General features: G+C 44.6%; 17 protein-coding genes. 10 read left to right on the top strand and 7 right to left on the bottom strand.

All coding sequences use genetic code 11. The features are described from left to right. Positions 1-31 precede the first annotated feature (31 nt). Positions 32-1,369 (top strand): alpha/beta fold hydrolase, encoded by a 1,338-nt coding sequence (locus tag NI464_RS00300; RefSeq protein ID WP_253137575.1) that lies wholly within the window; start codon positions 32-34, stop codon positions 1,367-1,369. Positions 1,370-1,397: 28 nt separating this feature from the next. Here NI464_RS00300 and NI464_RS00295 read toward each other — a convergent pair whose 3' ends face one another. Both NI464_RS00295 and nagZ read right to left on the bottom strand, forming a co-directional pair. Then, positions 1,398-2,261, bottom strand: coding sequence for a class I SAM-dependent methyltransferase (locus NI464_RS00295; RefSeq protein WP_153567009.1), 864 nt, complete (start codon positions 2,259-2,261; stop codon positions 1,398-1,400). 124 nt (positions 2,262-2,385) lie between these two features. Beyond that, positions 2,386-3,408 carry a beta-N-acetylhexosaminidase gene (gene nagZ / locus NI464_RS00290; RefSeq protein WP_153567008.1) on the bottom strand — a complete coding sequence of 341 codons (1,023 nt, stop codon included), beginning with the start codon at positions 3,406-3,408 and terminating at the stop codon, positions 2,386-2,388. A 199-nt stretch (positions 3,409-3,607) separates the two neighbouring features. Here nagZ and NI464_RS00285 point away from each other — a divergent pair, with 199 nt between their 5' ends. The 7 genes from NI464_RS00285 (at position 3,608) to NI464_RS00255 (ending at position 13,514) form a co-directional block, all read left to right on the top strand. Beyond that, the gene (locus NI464_RS00285) at positions 3,608-5,794 is read left to right on the top strand and encodes a carboxy terminal-processing peptidase (RefSeq protein WP_005245962.1); all 2,187 of its coding nucleotides are present in this window, start codon (positions 3,608-3,610) and stop codon (positions 5,792-5,794) included. A 435-nt stretch (positions 5,795-6,229) separates the two neighbouring features. Continuing rightward, a complete protein-coding gene (locus tag NI464_RS00280; protein WP_253137574.1) occupies positions 6,230-8,083 on the top strand; it encodes a putative bifunctional diguanylate cyclase/phosphodiesterase in 1,854 nt (617 codons plus the stop codon). Between the two features lie 143 nt (positions 8,084-8,226). Continuing rightward, entirely contained in the window at positions 8,227-9,819 is a 1,593-nt protein-coding gene (locus tag NI464_RS00275; RefSeq protein WP_004647433.1) for a peptide chain release factor 3, read from the top strand. A gap of 111 nt (positions 9,820-9,930) precedes the next feature. Next, positions 9,931-10,755, top strand: coding sequence for a hypothetical protein (locus NI464_RS00270; protein ID WP_004647434.1), 825 nt, complete (start codon positions 9,931-9,933; stop codon positions 10,753-10,755). Positions 10,756-10,799: 44 nt separating this feature from the next. Then, complete coding sequence (locus tag NI464_RS00265; protein WP_253137573.1) at positions 10,800-11,762, top strand: RsiV family protein; 963 nt, start codon at positions 10,800-10,802, stop codon at positions 11,760-11,762. Beyond that, the gene (locus tag NI464_RS00260; RefSeq protein ID WP_004647437.1) at positions 11,759-12,580 is read left to right on the top strand and encodes a TatD family hydrolase; all 822 of its coding nucleotides are present in this window, start codon (positions 11,759-11,761) and stop codon (positions 12,578-12,580) included. Before NI464_RS00265 ends, NI464_RS00260 begins: the two co-directional genes overlap by 4 nt. Positions 12,581-12,707: 127 nt before the next feature. Beyond that, positions 12,708-13,514 (top strand): enoyl-ACP reductase FabI, encoded by an 807-nt coding sequence (locus NI464_RS00255; RefSeq protein WP_004647438.1) that lies wholly within the window; start codon positions 12,708-12,710, stop codon positions 13,512-13,514. Positions 13,515-13,689: 175 nt separating this feature from the next. On the opposite strand, the gene secB is transcribed toward NI464_RS00255, so the two are convergent. The 4 genes from secB to rsgA form a co-directional block, all read right to left on the bottom strand. Then, positions 13,690-14,148: a protein-export chaperone SecB gene (gene secB, locus NI464_RS00250; protein ID WP_004647439.1), complete on the bottom strand. Its 459-nt coding sequence runs from the start codon at positions 14,146-14,148 to the stop codon at positions 13,690-13,692. A 38-nt stretch (positions 14,149-14,186) separates the two neighbouring features. Beyond that, positions 14,187-14,441, bottom strand: a complete 255-nt coding sequence (gene grxC / locus NI464_RS00245) for a glutaredoxin 3 (protein ID WP_004278388.1) — start codon at positions 14,439-14,441, stop codon at positions 14,187-14,189. A 21-nt stretch (positions 14,442-14,462) separates the two neighbouring features. Then, positions 14,463-14,870 carry a rhodanese-like domain-containing protein gene (locus tag NI464_RS00240; protein ID WP_004647440.1) on the bottom strand — a complete coding sequence of 136 codons (408 nt, stop codon included), beginning with the start codon at positions 14,868-14,870 and terminating at the stop codon, positions 14,463-14,465. Positions 14,871-14,963: 93 nt separating this feature from the next. Then, a complete protein-coding gene (rsgA, locus tag NI464_RS00235; RefSeq protein WP_004278384.1) occupies positions 14,964-16,022 on the bottom strand; it encodes a ribosome small subunit-dependent GTPase A in 1,059 nt (352 codons plus the stop codon). 125 nt (positions 16,023-16,147) lie between these two features. Between rsgA and orn the strand changes: the two genes are divergently transcribed. Further along, positions 16,148-16,705 carry an oligoribonuclease gene (gene orn / locus NI464_RS00230; RefSeq protein ID WP_044109923.1) on the top strand — a complete coding sequence of 186 codons (558 nt, stop codon included), beginning with the start codon at positions 16,148-16,150 and terminating at the stop codon, positions 16,703-16,705. Positions 16,706-16,741: 36 nt separating this feature from the next. Here the strand turns inward: orn and NI464_RS00225 are convergent, their stop codons facing one another. Continuing rightward, the gene (locus NI464_RS00225) at positions 16,742-16,993 is read right to left on the bottom strand and encodes a hypothetical protein (RefSeq protein WP_253137572.1); all 252 of its coding nucleotides are present in this window, start codon (positions 16,991-16,993) and stop codon (positions 16,742-16,744) included. Positions 16,994-17,175: 182 nt separating this feature from the next. Between NI464_RS00225 and NI464_RS00220 the strand changes: the two genes are divergently transcribed. After that, complete coding sequence (locus tag NI464_RS00220; protein WP_253137571.1) at positions 17,176-17,946, top strand: tRNA threonylcarbamoyladenosine dehydratase; 771 nt, start codon at positions 17,176-17,178, stop codon at positions 17,944-17,946. Positions 17,947-18,030: the final 84 nt, after the last annotated feature.

Below are 18,030 nucleotides of genomic sequence, written 5' to 3'. Positions count from 1 at the left end.
AAAAATAAGGCAAGGACGGAGGAAAAGGAATATGAATTCCATTATCCACATGGACGCCCATGTATTGGAACAACATAGCCACGATGGTTTTTTTGATCTTTATGATAAGCACAGTTTTAAGCAGCCGCCACGTACCACCTGGATGGATGGCTGGAAAATCGAATATATGGCGATCGCCCGTCCGGATACCTTGCATTTAAGACCCATGGTGATTGTTGGGGGAGCTTTCCAGAATTTTAATTCCTACAAATACTGTGTAGAACTGCTTTTTGATGCAGGTCCCATCATTCTGATTGACCTACCGTCCATGGGGGCCAACCAGCAGATTAGTAATGTCGATACGGGGCTGTCTGCCGGAACACTGGAGCTTGAAGACCTTGCTGCGATGCTGGGGCGCTGGCTGGAACAGATGCAGCTGCCGCAAGTGGCAATTCTAGGTATGTCCTTGGGTTCAGTGGTGGCTTCCTGTTTGGCAGATCAGCGTCCTGAACTGGTCGATCGGATGATCCTGATGGGTGTGATGCAGAAAACCCGTAAAAGCTGGCGGATGCTGCTGGAAGAGTCTTTGCATCTAATGAAAGAACAGCGTATGGATGAATTTGGTCAGGCCGTCATTTTGTACCTGGTGAATCATGCACGTTTAACAGAAACCCGGATGTCACCGACTGCAAAGCGTTTGTTCTTTAAACAGATGGCGGAATTTACGGCCACCGAACAGGATCGTTATGATATCAATTGCAACCGTTTATTGCGTCTGACCAATGTGCCGATTCCACAGTGCAAAGTGCTGGTGGCATGTGGGCAATATGACAGTTTTACCTTGCCACATGAGAATGCCAATTTTGCCCTGCAATGTCCGAATATGCAGTATGTACAAATTGCAGGCGCCGATCATGTACCGCAGTTACAACGTCGTAAAGAAACCATGCATCTGTTTGCAACCTTCTTACGTGATGAACCGGTCGATCAGTTGCCGGGAATTATTCCGTTTAGCCCTGAGCAGATACAGCAGCTTGAACGTCGCGGTGAAGAGCGGATTCAGGTGCAAGATTCACAACGTTTTCTCAGTCATCGTCATTCTGATCTCATTTTAAAAGCAGAGATAGTGGACATGAATTTCTTTGGGGTATTGCTGGAGTTAGATCCAGTACAGGCAGTGCGCGCAGCAGCTTATCCACGTGACTTAGCCCTGCATCTGGAAGATGAAGCTGGGGAATTTCAGATTGAGTGCCTGATCTTTGAACAGGATGACACCCAGCTGCGTGCCTTATTCAAACATGGCAGTTTTGAAGTGGCAGAACGTTTATTGGCTTTTGTAAAACAGCAGAAAATGTTGCAACATGCCGAAGTTTTTGATGCGGCAATTTAAAAAATATCAGTATTAAAAAACAGCATACTTAAACGCTGCTTTTTTTCACTGCATGAATCATCCAGACCAGATCACCTAAATGTTCATCTTGTTCTGGTGCCGGGTTTGGCTGATGAGGCTCGGCAAAATAACGTTGTGGTTGTTGTACCTCAACCTGGTCAAATCCTGCATCTTGAAAAAAGCGCTGCAGTTCTTGGGGGGATTTAAAATGAAAGGTAAACGCACTGCGAGACATGAATTTAAGCAGACGGCTACTGCTCCAGATAAAGTTCGCCAGTTTATTTTTCACCGGTTCAGGATAAATATCGCTGAGATAGTGAACTGCCGGGAAATACTGCGCATTTTCTGTAATACCCTGCATCAGAATGCGTAACATCTGCTGATCAAAGTAATTAATCAGTCCTTCACTAATGACCACTAAGGGCTGGTTGCGGTTAAACATCTGAAAAATACAGTCCAGCTCTTCACTAAAAATATCGGCAGTCAGGACTTCAGGTGCATGCTGATCAATCTGCTGTAAAGCCTGGGTCTTGATCTTGGCCATATCCGGCAGATCCAGTTCACGATAATTAATCGCGGGAAATTTCTGTCTGAAATTCCAGCTGCGTGGAGATAGGCCGCAGGCAACTTCAAGAACCTGAAGTTGTGGGTGTTGCTCAATTAGTTGACACAGATGCTCATCAATCATCTGATGGCGCTGCTTAAGTGTAGTCCGCATGCTACCGCCAGCATGGCGCTCTGCCCAGGATTCAAGAGGATGCAGTAGTTTGGCCAGAAACTTGCCTTTGGATGTAACAAAGGCTGGATGTGAGATCCCCATTTGATACCAGATATAGCCGGTATAGTGCGCCGTAAAAGAAATATGGCGATGTTGCGAAAGTGAGTCTGTCATATTGTTCTGACCTTATTTTTTTATTTTTAAGTTGATTAAATAATAGTGTAACCTTTTCATTACTATAATGAAAAAGGAACACCTTGTCGTGTCCCTTTTTCATATTGATTGGATTTAAAAAGTTTTAGCTGGATTTCTGTTTAAATGCCAGTATTTCATCACGGATCTCGCGCCATTCTTCACCCAGATCCAGTTCGTCACCAATCTGGATGTTCGGGATGTTGCCGCGCATGCGTTCCAGGCGTTGCTGGTTCGGGAGGGGCAAATCAACAATCCCTTCCAGTGCAATACATTGTGCTGCACGATCATTGCAGACCAGACCCATATCACAACCAGCTTTGAGTGAGGCCTGAATTCGGGCATCGGCACCGCCTGCGACACATGCGGCCTGCATGCTTAAATCATCCGAGAACAGGACACCGTCAAAACCAAGCTCCTGACGTAAAACTTTCTGAATCCAGAATTCAGAGAAGCCTGCCGGATTGGGATCGACCTGACTATAGATGACATGAGCCGGCATCAGCGCATCCAGTTGTGGTTGCAGTTGGATAAATGTTTGCATGTCTTTTTGCTGGATTTCTGCATAGGAGCGCGTATCAATTGCTGCAGCAACATGCGAGTCTGCTTTAACCGAACCATGACCTGGGAAATGTTTACCGGTTGAGGCCATGCCGGCACGTTTCATACCTTTTAGAAATGCGCTGGCGAGTGGAATAATGTCCTGAATATTTTGGGCAAAGCTACGATCACCGATCACATCACTGATGTCATTCAGGTCCAGTACCGGTGCAAAGCTGAAATCAATTCCGACAGCCAGTACTTCAGTCGCCATCAGCCAGCCGCATTTTTCAGCCAGTTCAAGGGCACGCTGTGGATCGCTCGTATAAAGTTCGCCAAATTTCCCCATGGCAGGCAGCAGGGTAAAGCCTTGTCTTAAACGCTGTACACGACCGCCTTCCTGATCCACTGCAATTAAAATATCAGGACGCACCTGACGCATATGATCGGTCAAAGCACGGACTTGGGCGGGAGATTCGATATTGCGACCAAATAAAATCACTCCACCGACTTGCGGCGCACTTAATAGTTCAATATCTTCTTGAGTGAGGGTTGTGCCTGCGATGTCGAGCATCAATGCGCCAATCATATGCGGAATCCGTTTTAGAGTTTTCGGAGAAAACAATACCTGAATTCTGCAATGATTTGCTACACTTTGTCAGCACAGAATATGATAAAACTACACGACATAAACATATTAAGTTGTTTAAGATGCTGAATACGTTAAATTCTGGTCGAAAAGCAACACGGTCACATTGGTCTCTAGGCCAAGGAAGTACGAATTATTTATGAAATTTCAAACTATAGCTTGCGCAGTTGCGATTGCGACAGGTGGATTCTTTTTTACCCATGTAGTGAATGATGCGATTGCGGCCAATAGTAATGAAGTGGTCAGTAAAGCAATTCAGCCATCTCAAGAGCAGGCGCTGGTGTCACGTCAGCTGGCAACCCTGGTTGACCGTCAGCACTATTTAAATATGCGTCTGGATGCCCAGACTTCCCAGCGTATTTTTGATTTCTATATTGATAGTCTTGATCCGGAACACAGTCTGTTTCTGGCCCCAGAAGTTGAAAACTATAAGAAACGCTATGGTGCCAATTTTGGTGCCAATCTGAAAGCCGGCAACTTGTCTGGTCCTTATGAAATGCATGCGCAATATCAACAGCGCTTGCACCAGTTCTACACCTATATGTTGAATGAGCTGAAAAAACCGCAGAATCTGAATCAGCCAAATGTTTATATCGAAACGGATCGTGAGAAAGCGCCATTCTTTAAAACTGAGGCTGAACAGCGTGCGCACTGGTCAAAAATGCTGGTGTCTCAGCTGATCAATCTGACCATCAGTAAAGAAGAGGAATTGGCCAAGCAGAAAGCGCTGAAAGCCAATCCGGAATTGGCCAATGGACAAGACCTGACTGGTCCTGAAGATCTAACGCCTGCGCAAACCTTGACCAAGCGTTATACCCGTCAACTGGAACGTCTCAGCCGCGTCAAAAGTGATGATGTGCTCGACAAGACACTGAACGCGATGATGCTGACTTATGATCCCCACAGTAATTACTTCCCGCCTGTGGATGCGATGGAGCTGAATCGTCAGACCACTTTACAGCTGGAAGGCGTCGGCGTATCGATTCGTCCAGAACGTGGCAATGAAGATTACACCAAGATTGAAACCATCGTTGAAGGTGGTCCGGCCAGCAAATCTGGTCAGGTGAAATCAGGGGATCGTATCATTGGTGTGGCACAAGACGGCGAGCAGATGGTCGATGTCATTGGCTGGCCAAGTAATGAAATTGTCGGTCTGATTCGTGGTAAACGTGGCACGAAAGTGACTTTACGCTTACTCGGTGCGGGTGCTGCCATGGGGCAGGCACGTAATGTGACCATTACCCGCGATGTGATTCAGGAAGAAGATGCCGGTGTACGTACGCGTGTAGTCGACATTCAACGCGATGGCAAGAAATATCAATATGGTGTGATCGAAATTCCATCGTTCTACCTGAACTATCGTGCACGCCGTGCCGGTACCGATTATCGTTCGGTGTCTGAAGATACCAACAAAGCCTTGAAAGAGCTGGCAGCGAAGAATGTTGCCGGGATTATTGTCGATTTACGGAATAACCCAGGTGGTTCACTGGAAGAAGTGGCGCGTATGTTGGGGCAGGTGATCAAGTCTGGTCCAGTGGTGCAGATCCGTGATGGCAATGGCAATGTCAGCGTCTTTGAAGATGATGATGGCGGTGCACAAACTTATGCTGGTCCATTGGCAGTGATGGTGAATCTGGCCTCTGCATCGGCCAGTGAAATTTACTCTGCTGCGATTCAGGATTATGAACGCGGGATTGTGATTGGCAGTACCACCACCGGTAAAGGTACAGCACAGGTGCAACTGGATAGTCTGGCGCATGGTCAGGCGACATTGACGCAGCGTAAATTCTACCGTGTGACCGGTGGCAGTACCCAGAATAAAGGGGTTGTTCCAGACATTAAACTGGTCGATATTTATAACGAAGAGTTTGGTGAGCGTAAGGCTAAAAATGCCTTGCAGTGGGATACCATTCCAACGGCACCATTTAAACGTGAAGGGGCTGTACAGAAATACGTCCCTGAATTGGCCAAACTTTCTCAGCAACGGGTCACACTGGATTCTCAGTTCAAGTATTTAGAACAGCGTAAAGCCGTGATGAAGAAAGCCGAAGAAGAGAAACGTCAGGTACTGGACTTGCAACAGCGTAAAGCTGAGTTGATTGCCATGGAGCAAAAAACGCTGGACGCAGAAAACACTCGTCGTGCTGCAACAGGTCTGAAACCTTATCCAAACTGGGAAAGTTATCAGGCTTCACTGGATGCCTTGATTGAAACGCGTGCCAAGATGAAGGCCAAAGAACGTCCGGCTCTGCCTGAAGAAGAAGCGTTTGTGATTGAAGCGGCAAATGTGTTACTGGACTATGCCAAATTACAAGCAAAACCCTAAGTTTTAGCCTCATTGGTCGTTGATAAAAGTAGCCTGTTTCGACAGGCTATTTTTTTATTTTGCAAATCTGCACGAAAGAACAAATAAAATTTTGCTATGAAGTGCCATCTGTCTAAATAAAAAGAAAAAAATTGTGATGGTGATCGAATAAATGAGCTAAAAAAATGAAGCTAAATATTTGCTTAAATTTGAAACACTTCTAATATATAAGTTGTATTTTATTTTTCTGTTGAGTTTTATTTTTGGGGCAATTCTCAACTTCAAAAGAAAGAAATATAAATTCTAAATTTTAGTTAAGACTGATGTTGTTGCAGACCAATTGGCTTGCATGGATAGTCAGTCTTGAGATTTTACTGAGTTCAAATTTGATCGGGTGAAAATGGAAATATCAGTGCAGAGCATAATAAAAATGATCACCGCTGGGGAACATTTTTTATGATTGATATTCAGCATGATATTGGTCTGTTCATCGGGTCCATTCTTTCTGCATTGGTTGCTTGCTATCTCATCGCACGGATTAAAAAATTTGCTTCAGGCGCTTTACAGCTAAACTTTAAAACCTTCAATTTAATGCTAACCGCCATGCTATTGGGCCTATTCATATGGTTGATCCATTTTATTGGGCTGACAGCAAGTTTTGTGCTGAATAAATATGAGATGGATTTGGGGATGCTGCTCCTGTCTGTTCTGGTGATATGCATTGCCTCTATGTTTATCCTCTGGTTAAGTACCAGAAGTACTTGGTCATTTTTCCGGTCAGTTCTCGTATTAGGTGTGATCGCACTCAGCATCTTTGGCATGCACTCTATTAGCATGATGTCATTCAATTTTACTGCCGCCCATATGCAACAGTCACCGGAATTAGTTCAGGCACATGATCAGCTATTTCTGGCCATGATACTGATGAGTGGATTGCTGCTGGTAACGCTGATTTGTATCATCGTGTCCGAACTGCGTGTGGGATTACGCAACCGTCAGCTTGCATGGGCCAATCAACAAATTGAAAATCAAACCATTCAGGACAATCTGACCAAATTACCTAACCGTTTGTATCTGGCTGAATATGCAAATCTGCTGTTTTCAGGTCAGTCCGAACAGCAGCATGAAATTGCTTTTTTATATATCGATCTGGATCGTTTTAAGGCAGTCAATGATGTGTTTGGCCATCTGGTCGGCGATCAGTTGCTGATTCAATTGACCACGCGGATTCATCTGTTATTAGGCCATCATTCCAAGCTGCTCAGAATCGGTGGGGATGAATTTCTGCTGGTACTGGAAAATACTTCAGTCGCCAAAGCTGCAAAAATGTCAGAACAGATTCTTGAACTGATTCAGGAAAGTTTCCTGATTGAAGGCAAGAGTATTCATATCTCGGGCAGTATTGGTATTGCCATGTATCCGGAGCACGGCAAAAATTTACAGGATCTGCTGGTCAATGCTGATGCCGCGATGCTGAGTTCCAAGTATCAGGGACGCAATACCTATTCAGTCTTTAATTACTCTACCGATCAGGATGAAAGCAAGAGTCAGAGTACCCTGATTAATGATCTATATAAAGCCGTGGAAGAACAGCAGTTTGTGCTGTTTTATCAGCCCAAGTTTTGGACCAAGGATCGTAGCTTGTGTGGGGTAGAGGCATTAATTCGCTGGAACCATCCCCAGTTTGGGCTGCTCGGCCCGAATCTGTTTATCAAGGCAGCTGAAAAAACCGGACTGATTATTCAAATGGGCTATTGGGCATTGGAACTGGCTTGTCAGCAGATTCAAAAATGGCAACGGACACATACTGAATTTTTCCCTATCGCGGTCAATTTGTCTGCGGTACAATTTGAACATAAGCATCTGTTTAGTACTTTAGAAAAGTTATTTGCACAATATAAAATCAGTCCTCAGCATTTAATGATCGAGATTACTGAATCGACTGCCATGCATCATATTGATGTGAGTATGCGCAGCTTTAAGCGCTTAAGACAAATGGGCATCCGTCTAGCCATTGATGATTTTGGTACAGGGCATTCCAGTTTTCTCTATTTAAAGAATTTCGCCGTAGATGAATTAAAAATTGACCGGGAATTTATCAAAAATCTGGCAGTCGGCTCCAAAGAAGAAATGATTCTGGAAAGCATTATTCAGCTGGCCATAAAACTGGGCTTGGTGGTGACCGCCGAAGGTGTTGAAACAGAAGCGCAAGCAGAAATTTTAACCCGGCTCGGTTGTGAACAATTACAAGGTTTTTTACTGGGTTTGCCGGTAGATGAACAACGTTTAGAAAATTTACAATTCCATTAATAGCGCTCTAATTGATTGAGCGTCAGGATAGACAATATGGCTCACGGAACTCCACCCTGAAACTCTGCTACAATATCGCCAATTTTTTTCATATTGATCGAATTTGATCTCGAATGCTGTGCATTGAGCAGTAGGTATATTTCATGAGCTTTAAGCAAGAACTGGCGGCACAAGTCGCCCAGCGACGTACGTTCGCTATTATTTCCCACCCCGATGCCGGTAAAACCACCATGACAGAAAAATTGCTGTTATGGGGTCAGGCCATTCAGGTTGCCGGGATGGTAAAAAGCCGTAAATCTGACCGGGCCGCAACATCGGACTGGATGGAAATGGAAAAAGAGCGTGGTATCTCGATTACGACCTCGGTAATGCAATTCCCTTTTAAAGACAAGATGATCAATCTTCTGGACACCCCGGGACATGAAGACTTCTCGGAAGATACCTATCGTACCCTAACCGCAGTAGACTCTGCGCTGATGGTGATTGACGGGGCAAAAGGTGTCGAAGACCGTACCATTAAACTGATGGAAGTGTGTCGAATGCGCGATACACCGATCATTTCATTCGTCAACAAAATGGACCGTGAAATTCGTGAACCGCTTGAGCTGCTGGATGAAATCGAAAACGTTCTGAAAATTAAATGTGTTCCGATCACCTGGCCGCTCGGTACTGGCCGTGATTTTGCCGGTGTATTCAATTTAATCGAAGAAAAATTCTACGTGTATAAAGCCGGTTTCGGTTCAGTGATTACTGAGATCGAAGTGCGAGATGGTTATGACTATCCTGATCTTCGTGAGAAAGTCGGTGAGCTGGCTTGGGCGGCATTTGAAGAATCGCTGGAACTGGTACAAATGGCCAATGAGCCTTTAGATCGTGAAGAATTCCTGGCCGGTCGTCAAACGCCTGTTCTATTCGGTACAGCCTTGGGTAACTTTGGTGTCGACCATGTTCTGGATGCCTTCAGTCAATATGCGCCATCTCCTAAAGCCCATCCGACCCAAGATCGTGTGGTAGAAGCGGATGAAGAAGGCTTCACCGGTTTTGTCTTTAAAATTCAGGCCAATATGGATCCGAAACACCGTGACCGTATTGCTTTCATGCGGATCTGTTCAGGCAAGTATGAAAAAGGCCTGAAGATGAAGCATGTGCGTCTGGATAAAGATGTGCGCATCAGCGATGCCTTAACTTTCCTGGCCGGTGATCGTCAGCATCTGGAAGAAGCTTGGCCGGGTGATATTATTGGTCTGCATAACCATGGCACCATCCAGATTGGCGATACATTTACCTCGGGTGAGAAACTTCAGTTCACCGGTATTCCACACTTTGCGCCTGAAATGTTCCGTCGTGTCCGCTTGAAGGATCCATTAAAATCCAAGCAGCTGCAAAAAGGTCTGAAAGAGCTTTCAGAAGAAGGGGCAACCCAGGTATTCATGCCGCAGAATAACAACGATCTGATCGTGGGTGCTGTAGGTGTGCTACAATTTGAAGTGGTGGCTTACCGTCTGAAAGAAGAATACAAAGTTGATTGTGTTTACGAACCGGTCAGCATCAACACAGTACGTTGGGTGTCTTGCGATGATGAGAAGAAATTCAACGAATTCAAGAAAAAAGCTCATGACCAGTTGTCTGTCGATGGTGGTGGTCATTTGACATATCTCGCACCAAGCCGCGTGAATTTGCAGCTGATGCAAGAACGTTATCCGGACATCGTGTTCCACAATACGCGTGAACACTAAACTTTAACGTTCCGCAGCTAAAGTTTAAAAATATCAAACAGCTTCTCCGGAAGCTGTTTTATTTTATGCTACATTTAAGCAATTAATAACTCGATAGATATAGCAAAGAGAATGAAGCTCAGCAAGGAAGTCGTCCTCGGTTCTGTGATTGGTTTAAGTCTTGTCCTGAGTGGCTGTGATCAAAGCGAAAAAGAGCCTGTTAATACTCCGCAAAATGAGAAAATGACCGCAGCTCAGCAGACCGCAGATGTTTTGCCTTATCTGAATATTCAAGAGCAGCCGGCTAAAATTGCCTTGCCATTTTGTGAAAATAAAAACTGTATCAATCTGGATATTCAGACCTTGCATACGGTTGATCCATGGATGAACCAATGGATTGAAAAGCAGCAGGCCAAAGTGATCCAGGATCAAATTGGGTTGAAACAGGACATGAATTTACAGCAGGCGATCAATGCCTATGTAAAAAAATCGGATGCCTGGCAGGCGCAGCTCAATCTGAACAAGGCTTATGAGTTATCGCTATATACCCGCATTCCCTACCAGCGCAATCAATATGTATTGATGCAGATTGGGGTCGATACCAAACAGGAAAATGTCAGCGTGCATGAGCGCTATTATTTTTTTGTGGCTGATCGTCGCCAGCAGAAAATGCTGACTCCACTGGATATTATTGATCCTAAGCAACAGTTATTAATGGATCAGATTATTCAACAAGCTTATGAGACATGGCTCAAAGAAAACGATCAGCAAGTTCAGCAGAAAGCACCGAAAAAACTGTATTGGGGACAGGCTGACTGGTTCTTTGATCAGGAAGGCATTGGTCTGCATTTTCGCAGCCATGAAATTAGCAAAGATGCCAAACAACTGGATATTTATTTAACAAAACAACAAACACAACAGGTCTTGAAAGCTGATATCTATCAGCATATGTTTTAAAGCTCATGATCCTGCGAGATTACAGGTTCCAAAAAGGTGAATGAATGCCAAAATACAAGAATATCTTTTGTCTATCTATCCTGGCATCAGCGATCTTGCTGAGTGCGTGCCAGCCGAAGAGTAATGAGCCGGAAGAATCAAGTGCTTCCGAGGTGCTACAAGCCGAAGCTGAAGCACTTAAACTCAGCGGCGATACCGAAAAGCTCAAGCTGGCGATTCCAGAATGTGAAGACAAAAGCTGTCCGGAAATCTCGATCGAACGTCTGAACAGTAATCAGAGCTTTATTGATGAATGGATCGACCAGCAGATTCTGCAACAGTTGAAAAATATCCTGTCTCTTGATGCGATTGAACCGGCAAAAGTGAGCGTTGCCAGCGAAGCAGACGTTGCCGCCTCTGAACCCAAAGCTGCTTTAGCAACAGTGGTGACACCAAAACAGCAGCTTGAGCAGCAAACTCAACCTTATATGCAGACTTTCTTGAATCTGGATAAAGAGCTCAAGGCCCTGAGTGCCAGTCATAGTATTAGCCTGATGATTAAGCCCAAGATTCTGCATTCGGGTGATCCTCTAGCGACAGTAGTTTTGAACAGCAGTTATTATCTGGGAGGCGCACACGGGGCATCTGCACAGACTTATTATAATTTTGATCTGGAACAGAAAAAGCTGATCAAGCTGGATGACATTATTGCGGTCAAACAGAAAGCCCAACTGGAAGCGCGTGCTTATGATGCGTTTAAAACCTGGGTAGTAGAGTCCAAGCTGGCCAAAGATGTCGCCGAATATGAACAGGCCTGGAAGTTCAAGCTTACCGATAACTTCTATCTGGGCAAAGACGGCTTGATATTGCAGTATGCCGAATATGAAATTGGGCCATATGTTGTTGGCTTGCCACGTCTGATGATTCCTTATGAGCAGTTACAAGGTGTGCTGGAACCCGAATATCTGCCTCAAACTGAAAAAGCTGCCTCCGAGGCACAGCCAGCATCTGCTGCAAAAGCCAAATGACCTTAAAACTGTTTGATACGCATACCCATTTTGATGTTCCCGATTTTGATCCTGATCGGGAACAGTTGGCCTATACGGCCAAAGCGGTAGGTGTCGATCATCTGGTTTTAATTGGTTTTTTGCAAAACCGTTTTCAAGATTTGTTAAGGACCCATCACTTCATCAATGATCTGGAAAATGCCCCGCAAAGCCATTTGGCACCCGGCTTGCATCCGTTTTATATTGAACAGCATCAGGCTGAACATCTATACGATTTGGAACGGCTGCTCAAAACTGAACCATGCATTGCCATTGGCGAAATCGGTCTGGATACCTTTTTAAAACAGCACAAACAGGCGGAAATTTTTCAGAAGCAAAAAGATTTTTTTGCTGCACAGCTTGAACTGGCACAGCAATTTGATAAGCCGGTTTTGCTGCATATCCGCAAATCGCATGCGGAGGTTTTGCAGATTTTAAAACAGCAGCAGTTTAAACAGGGCGGCATTGCGCATGCCTTTGGTGGTGGGATTGAGGAAGCCAAGGCTTTTATCAAGCTGGGATTCAAACTGGGCATCACCGGGCAAATCACCAATCTAAATGCCAAAAAACTTCATCAAGTGGTGCAGTATGTCGGACCAGAACATTTGGTATTGGAAACTGACTGTCCGGATATGACGCCACTCTGTTGTCAAAGCTCGACCGAGCAACGTACCCGAAATACACCTGCAAATTTACCTTATGTGCTGCAAGGACTGGCAAAGAGCCTGCATATGCACAAAGAGGAACTGGCTGAACAGCTCTGGCAAAATACTCATCAGGCCCTGCATCTGACCATTTAAGTTAATACTCTTAACTCAGTCTTAAATTCCCAGTTCATCATAAATCGAAAAAAAGGTGCATTATGCAATTTCTAAAATGCTTCAGACTTGGCATCATGCCATATACATTCTTTTAGGTGAGATTCACATGGCACAAGGACTTTTGGCGGGTAAGCGCTTCTTGATCGCGGGCATTGCGAGTAAATTATCGATTGCTTTTGGTATTGCTCAAGCATTGCATCGTGAAGGTGCTGAATTGGCTTTTACTTATCCAAATGAAAAGCTGAAAAAGCGGGTAGATGACTTTGCTGAACAGTTTGGTTCGAAACTGGTTTTTCCTTGTGATGTGGCAGTCGATGCTGAAATTGACCATGCATTTGCCGAACTGGCTAAACACTGGGATGGTCTGGACGGCGTAGTGCATTCTATCGGTTTTGCACCGGCACATACGCTAGATGGTGACTTCACCGAGATCACGGATCGTGAAGGCTTTAATATTGCACATGACATCAGTGCTTATAGCTTTATTGCAATGGCACGTGCGGCAAAACCTTTGCTGCAAGTCCGTCAAGGCTGTTTGCTGACATTGACCTATCAAGGTTCTGAGCGTGTAATGCCAAACTATAACGTGATGGGTATGGCCAAAGCCTCTTTAGAAGCAGGCGTACGTTATTTGGCGTCTAGCTTGGGTCAGGAAGGTATTCGTGTGAACGCGATCTCTGCGGGTCCAATCCGTACCTTGGCAGCTTCAGGTATTAAATCATTCCGTAAAATGCTTGACCTGAATGAGAAAGTTGCTCCATTAAAACGTAATGTGACGATTGAAGATGTCGGTAATGCCGCATTATTCCTGTGCTCGCCATGGGCTAACGGAATTACCGGTGAAATCCTGTATGTCGATGCCGGTTTCAATACGGTAGGTATGAGCGCTGATTTGATGGCGGATGCGGAATAAGTCCTATAAATCCTCTCTCCCTCAGGGAGAGAGTTAGAGAGAGGGGAATGACTTCTTTCTCTGAGTGAGGAAATGATTAAAATCCCCCTCATTCCCCCTTTGATAAAGGGGGAGGCCACTCAAGGCAATAAAAAAGACCGCATAAGTGGTCTTTTTTAGATTTGAAGGATAGCGATTAAGCTTGACCATCCACAGCAGCGGCTTGCGCACGTTGCATATTGGCTTCAAATTCAGCATCGAAGTTGATTGGAGTCAATAGCAATTGTGGGAAGCTACCTTTAGTCACCATATCATTCACTGCTTCACGTAGGAACGGGAACAGGATGTTCGGGCAGTATGCGCCTAGGATGTATGGAAGACGCTCTTCTTCAACGCCATCCACCAGGAAAATACCAGCTTGAGTGACATCAACGATAAACGCGGTATCACCTTCGTTGGTCGCTTGAACCACGACTTTCAAAGCTACTTCAAAATGAGTTTCATCAATTTTTTCTGCAGAAGAAGAAAGATTGATGTTTAACTCAGGTTGCCATTGCTTGGTAAAAACTTGCGCCCCAGGAACTTCAAAAGAAATATCTTTGGTATAAATACGCTCTAATGCCAATTGTGGTTGAGCTTGTTGTTCTTCACTCATTTTTTGATCCTTAATATGAAGTGATAATTTTAGTAAGGTTAAGCCAGCAATTCATCAAGTTTGCCTTCACGCTCTAAAGCATAAAGTTGGTCAAAACCACCGATGAACTGATCATTAATAAAAATTTGTGGCACGGTACGGTGATTGGTACGCTGCATCAATTCAAGACGTACTTCAGGCGCTTCTTGAGACAAGTTAATCTCTTTATATGCCACACCCTTACGTTCCAGTAGCTGTTTTGCACGCACGCAATAAGGACACACTGTCGTCGAGTAAATAGTAACTTCAGCCATGATCAATCTCCTGTTCGTGGATTATTTGCTTTTCACCAAAGGTAAACCTTGAGCTTTCCAGTTGCTGACGCCGCCATCAAGACGGTAGGCATCGGCATGACCAACCTGCTGTAATGCAGTACCAGCCACCTGTCCAAGGTTACAAATGAACACCAAAGGGCGATCAGATGCTTTCAGCTCTTCAACATGTTTTGTAATCTGGCTATATGGAATATTACGGCTGCCGCTGATATGACCTTCACGGAAGTCTTTGGCATCACGTAGATCAACCAGCATGGCATTTTTTGCTTTGACTAAAATTCCCAGCGATTGCGGAGAAATTTTGCGACCGTTACGTTGACCTTCGATAATGAAGAACAAAACCACTAATACCGCGAGTGTTCCAAATAAGAAGGGGTGATTCCCCATAAACTCGAACCAACGTTCCACAATTCACCTAATTACAATTTTAAAATTGCCAAGAGTATAGCTCATAAATATGGTGATCAAAATCACCGCTTCAAGGGCCAAGGGTTAAGAAAATTAATTTTTTTGCTGTGCTTCAGTGATTTCGTCGATTAAACGTAAATAGCTGTCCAGTCGGCGCGGCAAAATTTCACCTTCGGCCGCAGCCTGACGCAAAGCACATTGTTTTTCATGCTTATGGGTACAGTTACGGAACTGACAATGGCCGAGCAGATTTTCAATTTCAGGAAAGCCGCTTTGTACCTTATCTAAAGTCAGATGCCACAGGCCAAATTCACGAATTCCCGGAGAGTCAATCAGGGCCGCACCTTCACCAAAACCGATCAAGCGCGTTGACGTCGTGGTGTGTTGACCGAGTGCCGAGTTTTCCGAAATAATATTGGTTTTCTGTGCGGCATCCGGCACGATCGCATTAATCAGCGTGCTTTTACCCACACCAGATTGACCGACGAAAGCCACCGTTTCATTTTCCAGACGATTAGACAGTGCAGTCAGGTCGCCATCGGATTGGGTCTGCATCACTTCATAACCGAGATCTTGATATTCTTGCAGCAGAGTCAGAATCGGATCGTTTTCTTTTAACAAATCGGCTTTATTCATCACCAGCAATGCAGGAATATCGGCATCGGCACAGGCCACCAGATAACGGTCGATCAGGCCCGGCGCTGGCTCAGGCAATGGTGCAAACACGATCACAATCAGTGAAATGTTGGCCGCTACCGGTTTAACCTTGTGATAGCGGTCGGGGCGTGTCAATAAGGATTTTCGGGGATGAATCGCGGTGATAATTCCTAAACCGGTATTCGGATCGGCTTGCCATTTGACCCGGTCACCCGTGACCAATAAATCCAGATTGGTTCGAGTATGACAGCGCCAGACGCTGTCCAGTTCAATCTCTTTCCAGAAAGGTTCAGGCTCACCATCGGCGACCACAGGTTTTTCAGGGTGAATGTCAGGGCGAGACAAAGCTTGCACTTCAAGTTGGCGGCCATAATGTTGCACCACTAAACCTTCAAGATCACTGGAGGTATCGAGATCTTCTTGACGTGTTTTCTGTTGTTTCTGAATGCGGCGCTGTTGTTGCTCTGTCAGACGACGCTTACGTATTAAGGCCATTCATATCCTAAAAAAACCGGGTAAATCAGATGGCAAAAATAGCATGAAGCAGCCCCCGAATGACACCCAAGATGTAATTAATTTGCTACTATAGTTGTTTTTAAACCCAATAAGATTGCACATTTATGAGCAGTACCGCTGATACCCGCCTGATTTGGATTGACCTTGAAATGACAGGTCTAGACACAGACAATGATCAAATTATTGAAATTGCAACAATTGTAACCGATGACAATTTGAATATTTTGGCTGAAGGTCCTGTGCTTGCGGTACATCAGCCTGCACGTCTGTTAAATGCCATGGATGAGTGGAACACTCGCCAGCATGGTCAGTCCGGTCTGATTGAGCGTGTGCGTCGCAGTAAACTGACCGCTCAGGATGCCGAGCAGCAAACCCTTGAATTCCTGAAAAAATGGGTCAATCCAAAATCTTCACCGATGTGTGGTAACTCGATCTGTCAGGATCGTCGCTTCCTGCACCGTTTGATGCCTGAACTGGAACAGTATTTCCATTACCGTAATCTGGATGTCTCTTCAGTGAAAGAACTAGCCAAACGCTGGCGCCCGGAAATCATGAGCGGTCTCAAGAAAAATGCCTCGCATCTGGCGATGGATGATATTCGCGATTCGATTGCAGAACTGAAATATTATCGTCAATATTTCTTTATCATGAATAAAGACTAAATTCCGATGAATTGAAAAGAGGCGCAAGCCTCTTTTTTATTTTACTGAACTGGATTTTTTTCTAGCGTAAAACTGCTCCATGCTTTCAAAGCCTACCCACAAGAGCAATAACATGATCAGATGATTCTGTGTTTCATAACGATCGAAAATAACCAAGCCAAATAATCCTAAAGTCATTAAACGAATGAGAATACTGAGATAATAAATTTTGTTTTTTTGGCTGATCAGAACATAAAAATAAAGCCCGATACAAAGTATGTTCAAACCCAAAAGGGTGTTAAATAGCATGACATTTCACTCCTTTTGGCCAAATGACATAGAATTAATTTGTTGATATTTTAATCAATCTCGAGTGGGTTGTCGCTCTCATCCGGTCTGAATGTCATTTAAATCGATCAAAAATTTAGTGGCGGTAAAGAAAAGCGGATTTTGTTAAAATGATCTGGTATTTTTATTGCTATAGATGACCTATGACCGACCTGCTTCAAGATGATGAATATGACCGCCGTTTTGCTGGTGTTGCCAAAATTTATGGAGAAGACAGCTTTAACCATTATGAAAAAAGTCATGTGATGGTGATTGGTATCGGGGGCGTAGGTTCATGGGCGGTAGAAGCACTGGCACGTAGTGGTGTGGGCGAGCTGACCTTGGTCGATATGGATGTGGTGGCCGCATCTAATATTAACCGTCAGTTACCTGCCATGAGTACCACCTTGGGTCATGAAAAAATTGAAGTCATGGCCGAGCGTTGCCGCGCAATTAATCCACGCATTAAAATTAATCTGATTGATGATTACCTGACGCCTGAAAATATCAAAGAAACTTTAGCAGGTGATCCAGATTTAATCCTCGACTGTATTGACGATGTCAAAGCCAAATTTGCTCTGATGCTACATTGTCGCTTTAACAAGATTCCTTTAATTGTATCGGGCGGGGCAGGGGGTAAACTGGACCCGCTGAAAATTCGGGTCGCCGATTTATCTAAAACCGAACAGGATCCGATGCTGGCCAAATTACGTGCCCAGTTACGCAGCAAAGGCATCTGCAAAAAGCCCAAAGAAAAATTCGGCATTACTTGTGTCTATTCCATCGATAATCCATTCTCCAGTGCCGATGTCTGCGCCAGTGCCGGCTTGCGCTGTGGTGGTTATGGCTCTGCCGTGGTGGTAACTTCAAGCTTTGCCATGGTCGCTGTAGCAGAAGGCTTGAAAAAACTCGATAATAAAAGAGCAGAAGCCTGATTTAAAAAATAAAAAGCACAATCTATGTGCTTTTTTTAAACTGGCGTTTAGAATGAAAGGATTCATTCGCAGAACAAAAATAAT

It is taken from the genome of Acinetobacter lwoffii (assembly GCF_024129685.1).
Taxonomy (GTDB): Bacteria; Pseudomonadota; Gammaproteobacteria; order Pseudomonadales; family Moraxellaceae; genus Acinetobacter; species Acinetobacter lwoffii_X.
This window is presented reverse-complemented; position numbering and strand designations above follow the sequence as displayed.

Excerpts from the sequence above, each read along its gene's own strand:
- NI464_RS00300 (WP_253137575.1), top strand. The coding sequence starts at position 32 with ATGAATTCCATTATCCACATGGACGCCCATGTATTGGAACAACATAGC.
- NI464_RS00295 (WP_153567009.1), bottom strand. The coding sequence starts at position 2,261 with ATGACAGACTCACTTTCGCAACATCGCCATATTTCTTTTACGGCGCAC.
- nagZ (WP_153567008.1), bottom strand. The coding sequence starts at position 3,408 with ATGATTGGCGCATTGATGCTCGACATCGCAGGCACAACCCTCACTCAA.
- NI464_RS00285 (WP_005245962.1), top strand. The coding sequence starts at position 3,608 with ATGAAATTTCAAACTATAGCTTGCGCAGTTGCGATTGCGACAGGTGGA.
- NI464_RS00280 (WP_253137574.1), top strand. The coding sequence starts at position 6,230 with ATGATTGATATTCAGCATGATATTGGTCTGTTCATCGGGTCCATTCTT.
- NI464_RS00275 (WP_004647433.1), top strand. The coding sequence starts at position 8,227 with ATGAGCTTTAAGCAAGAACTGGCGGCACAAGTCGCCCAGCGACGTACG.
- NI464_RS00270 (WP_004647434.1), top strand. The coding sequence starts at position 9,931 with ATGAAGCTCAGCAAGGAAGTCGTCCTCGGTTCTGTGATTGGTTTAAGT.
- NI464_RS00265 (WP_253137573.1), top strand. The coding sequence starts at position 10,800 with ATGCCAAAATACAAGAATATCTTTTGTCTATCTATCCTGGCATCAGCG.
- NI464_RS00260 (WP_004647437.1), top strand. The coding sequence starts at position 11,759 with ATGACCTTAAAACTGTTTGATACGCATACCCATTTTGATGTTCCCGAT.
- NI464_RS00255 (WP_004647438.1), top strand. The coding sequence starts at position 12,708 with ATGGCACAAGGACTTTTGGCGGGTAAGCGCTTCTTGATCGCGGGCATT.
- secB (WP_004647439.1), bottom strand. The coding sequence starts at position 14,148 with ATGAGTGAAGAACAACAAGCTCAACCACAATTGGCATTAGAGCGTATT.
- grxC (WP_004278388.1), bottom strand. The coding sequence starts at position 14,441 with ATGGCTGAAGTTACTATTTACTCGACGACAGTGTGTCCTTATTGCGTG.
- rsgA (WP_004278384.1), bottom strand. The coding sequence starts at position 16,022 with ATGGCCTTAATACGTAAGCGTCGTCTGACAGAGCAACAACAGCGCCGC.
- orn (WP_044109923.1), top strand. The coding sequence starts at position 16,148 with ATGAGCAGTACCGCTGATACCCGCCTGATTTGGATTGACCTTGAAATG.
- NI464_RS00225 (WP_253137572.1), bottom strand. The coding sequence starts at position 16,993 with ATGCTATTTAACACCCTTTTGGGTTTGAACATACTTTGTATCGGGCTT.
- NI464_RS00220 (WP_253137571.1), top strand. The coding sequence starts at position 17,176 with ATGACCGACCTGCTTCAAGATGATGAATATGACCGCCGTTTTGCTGGT.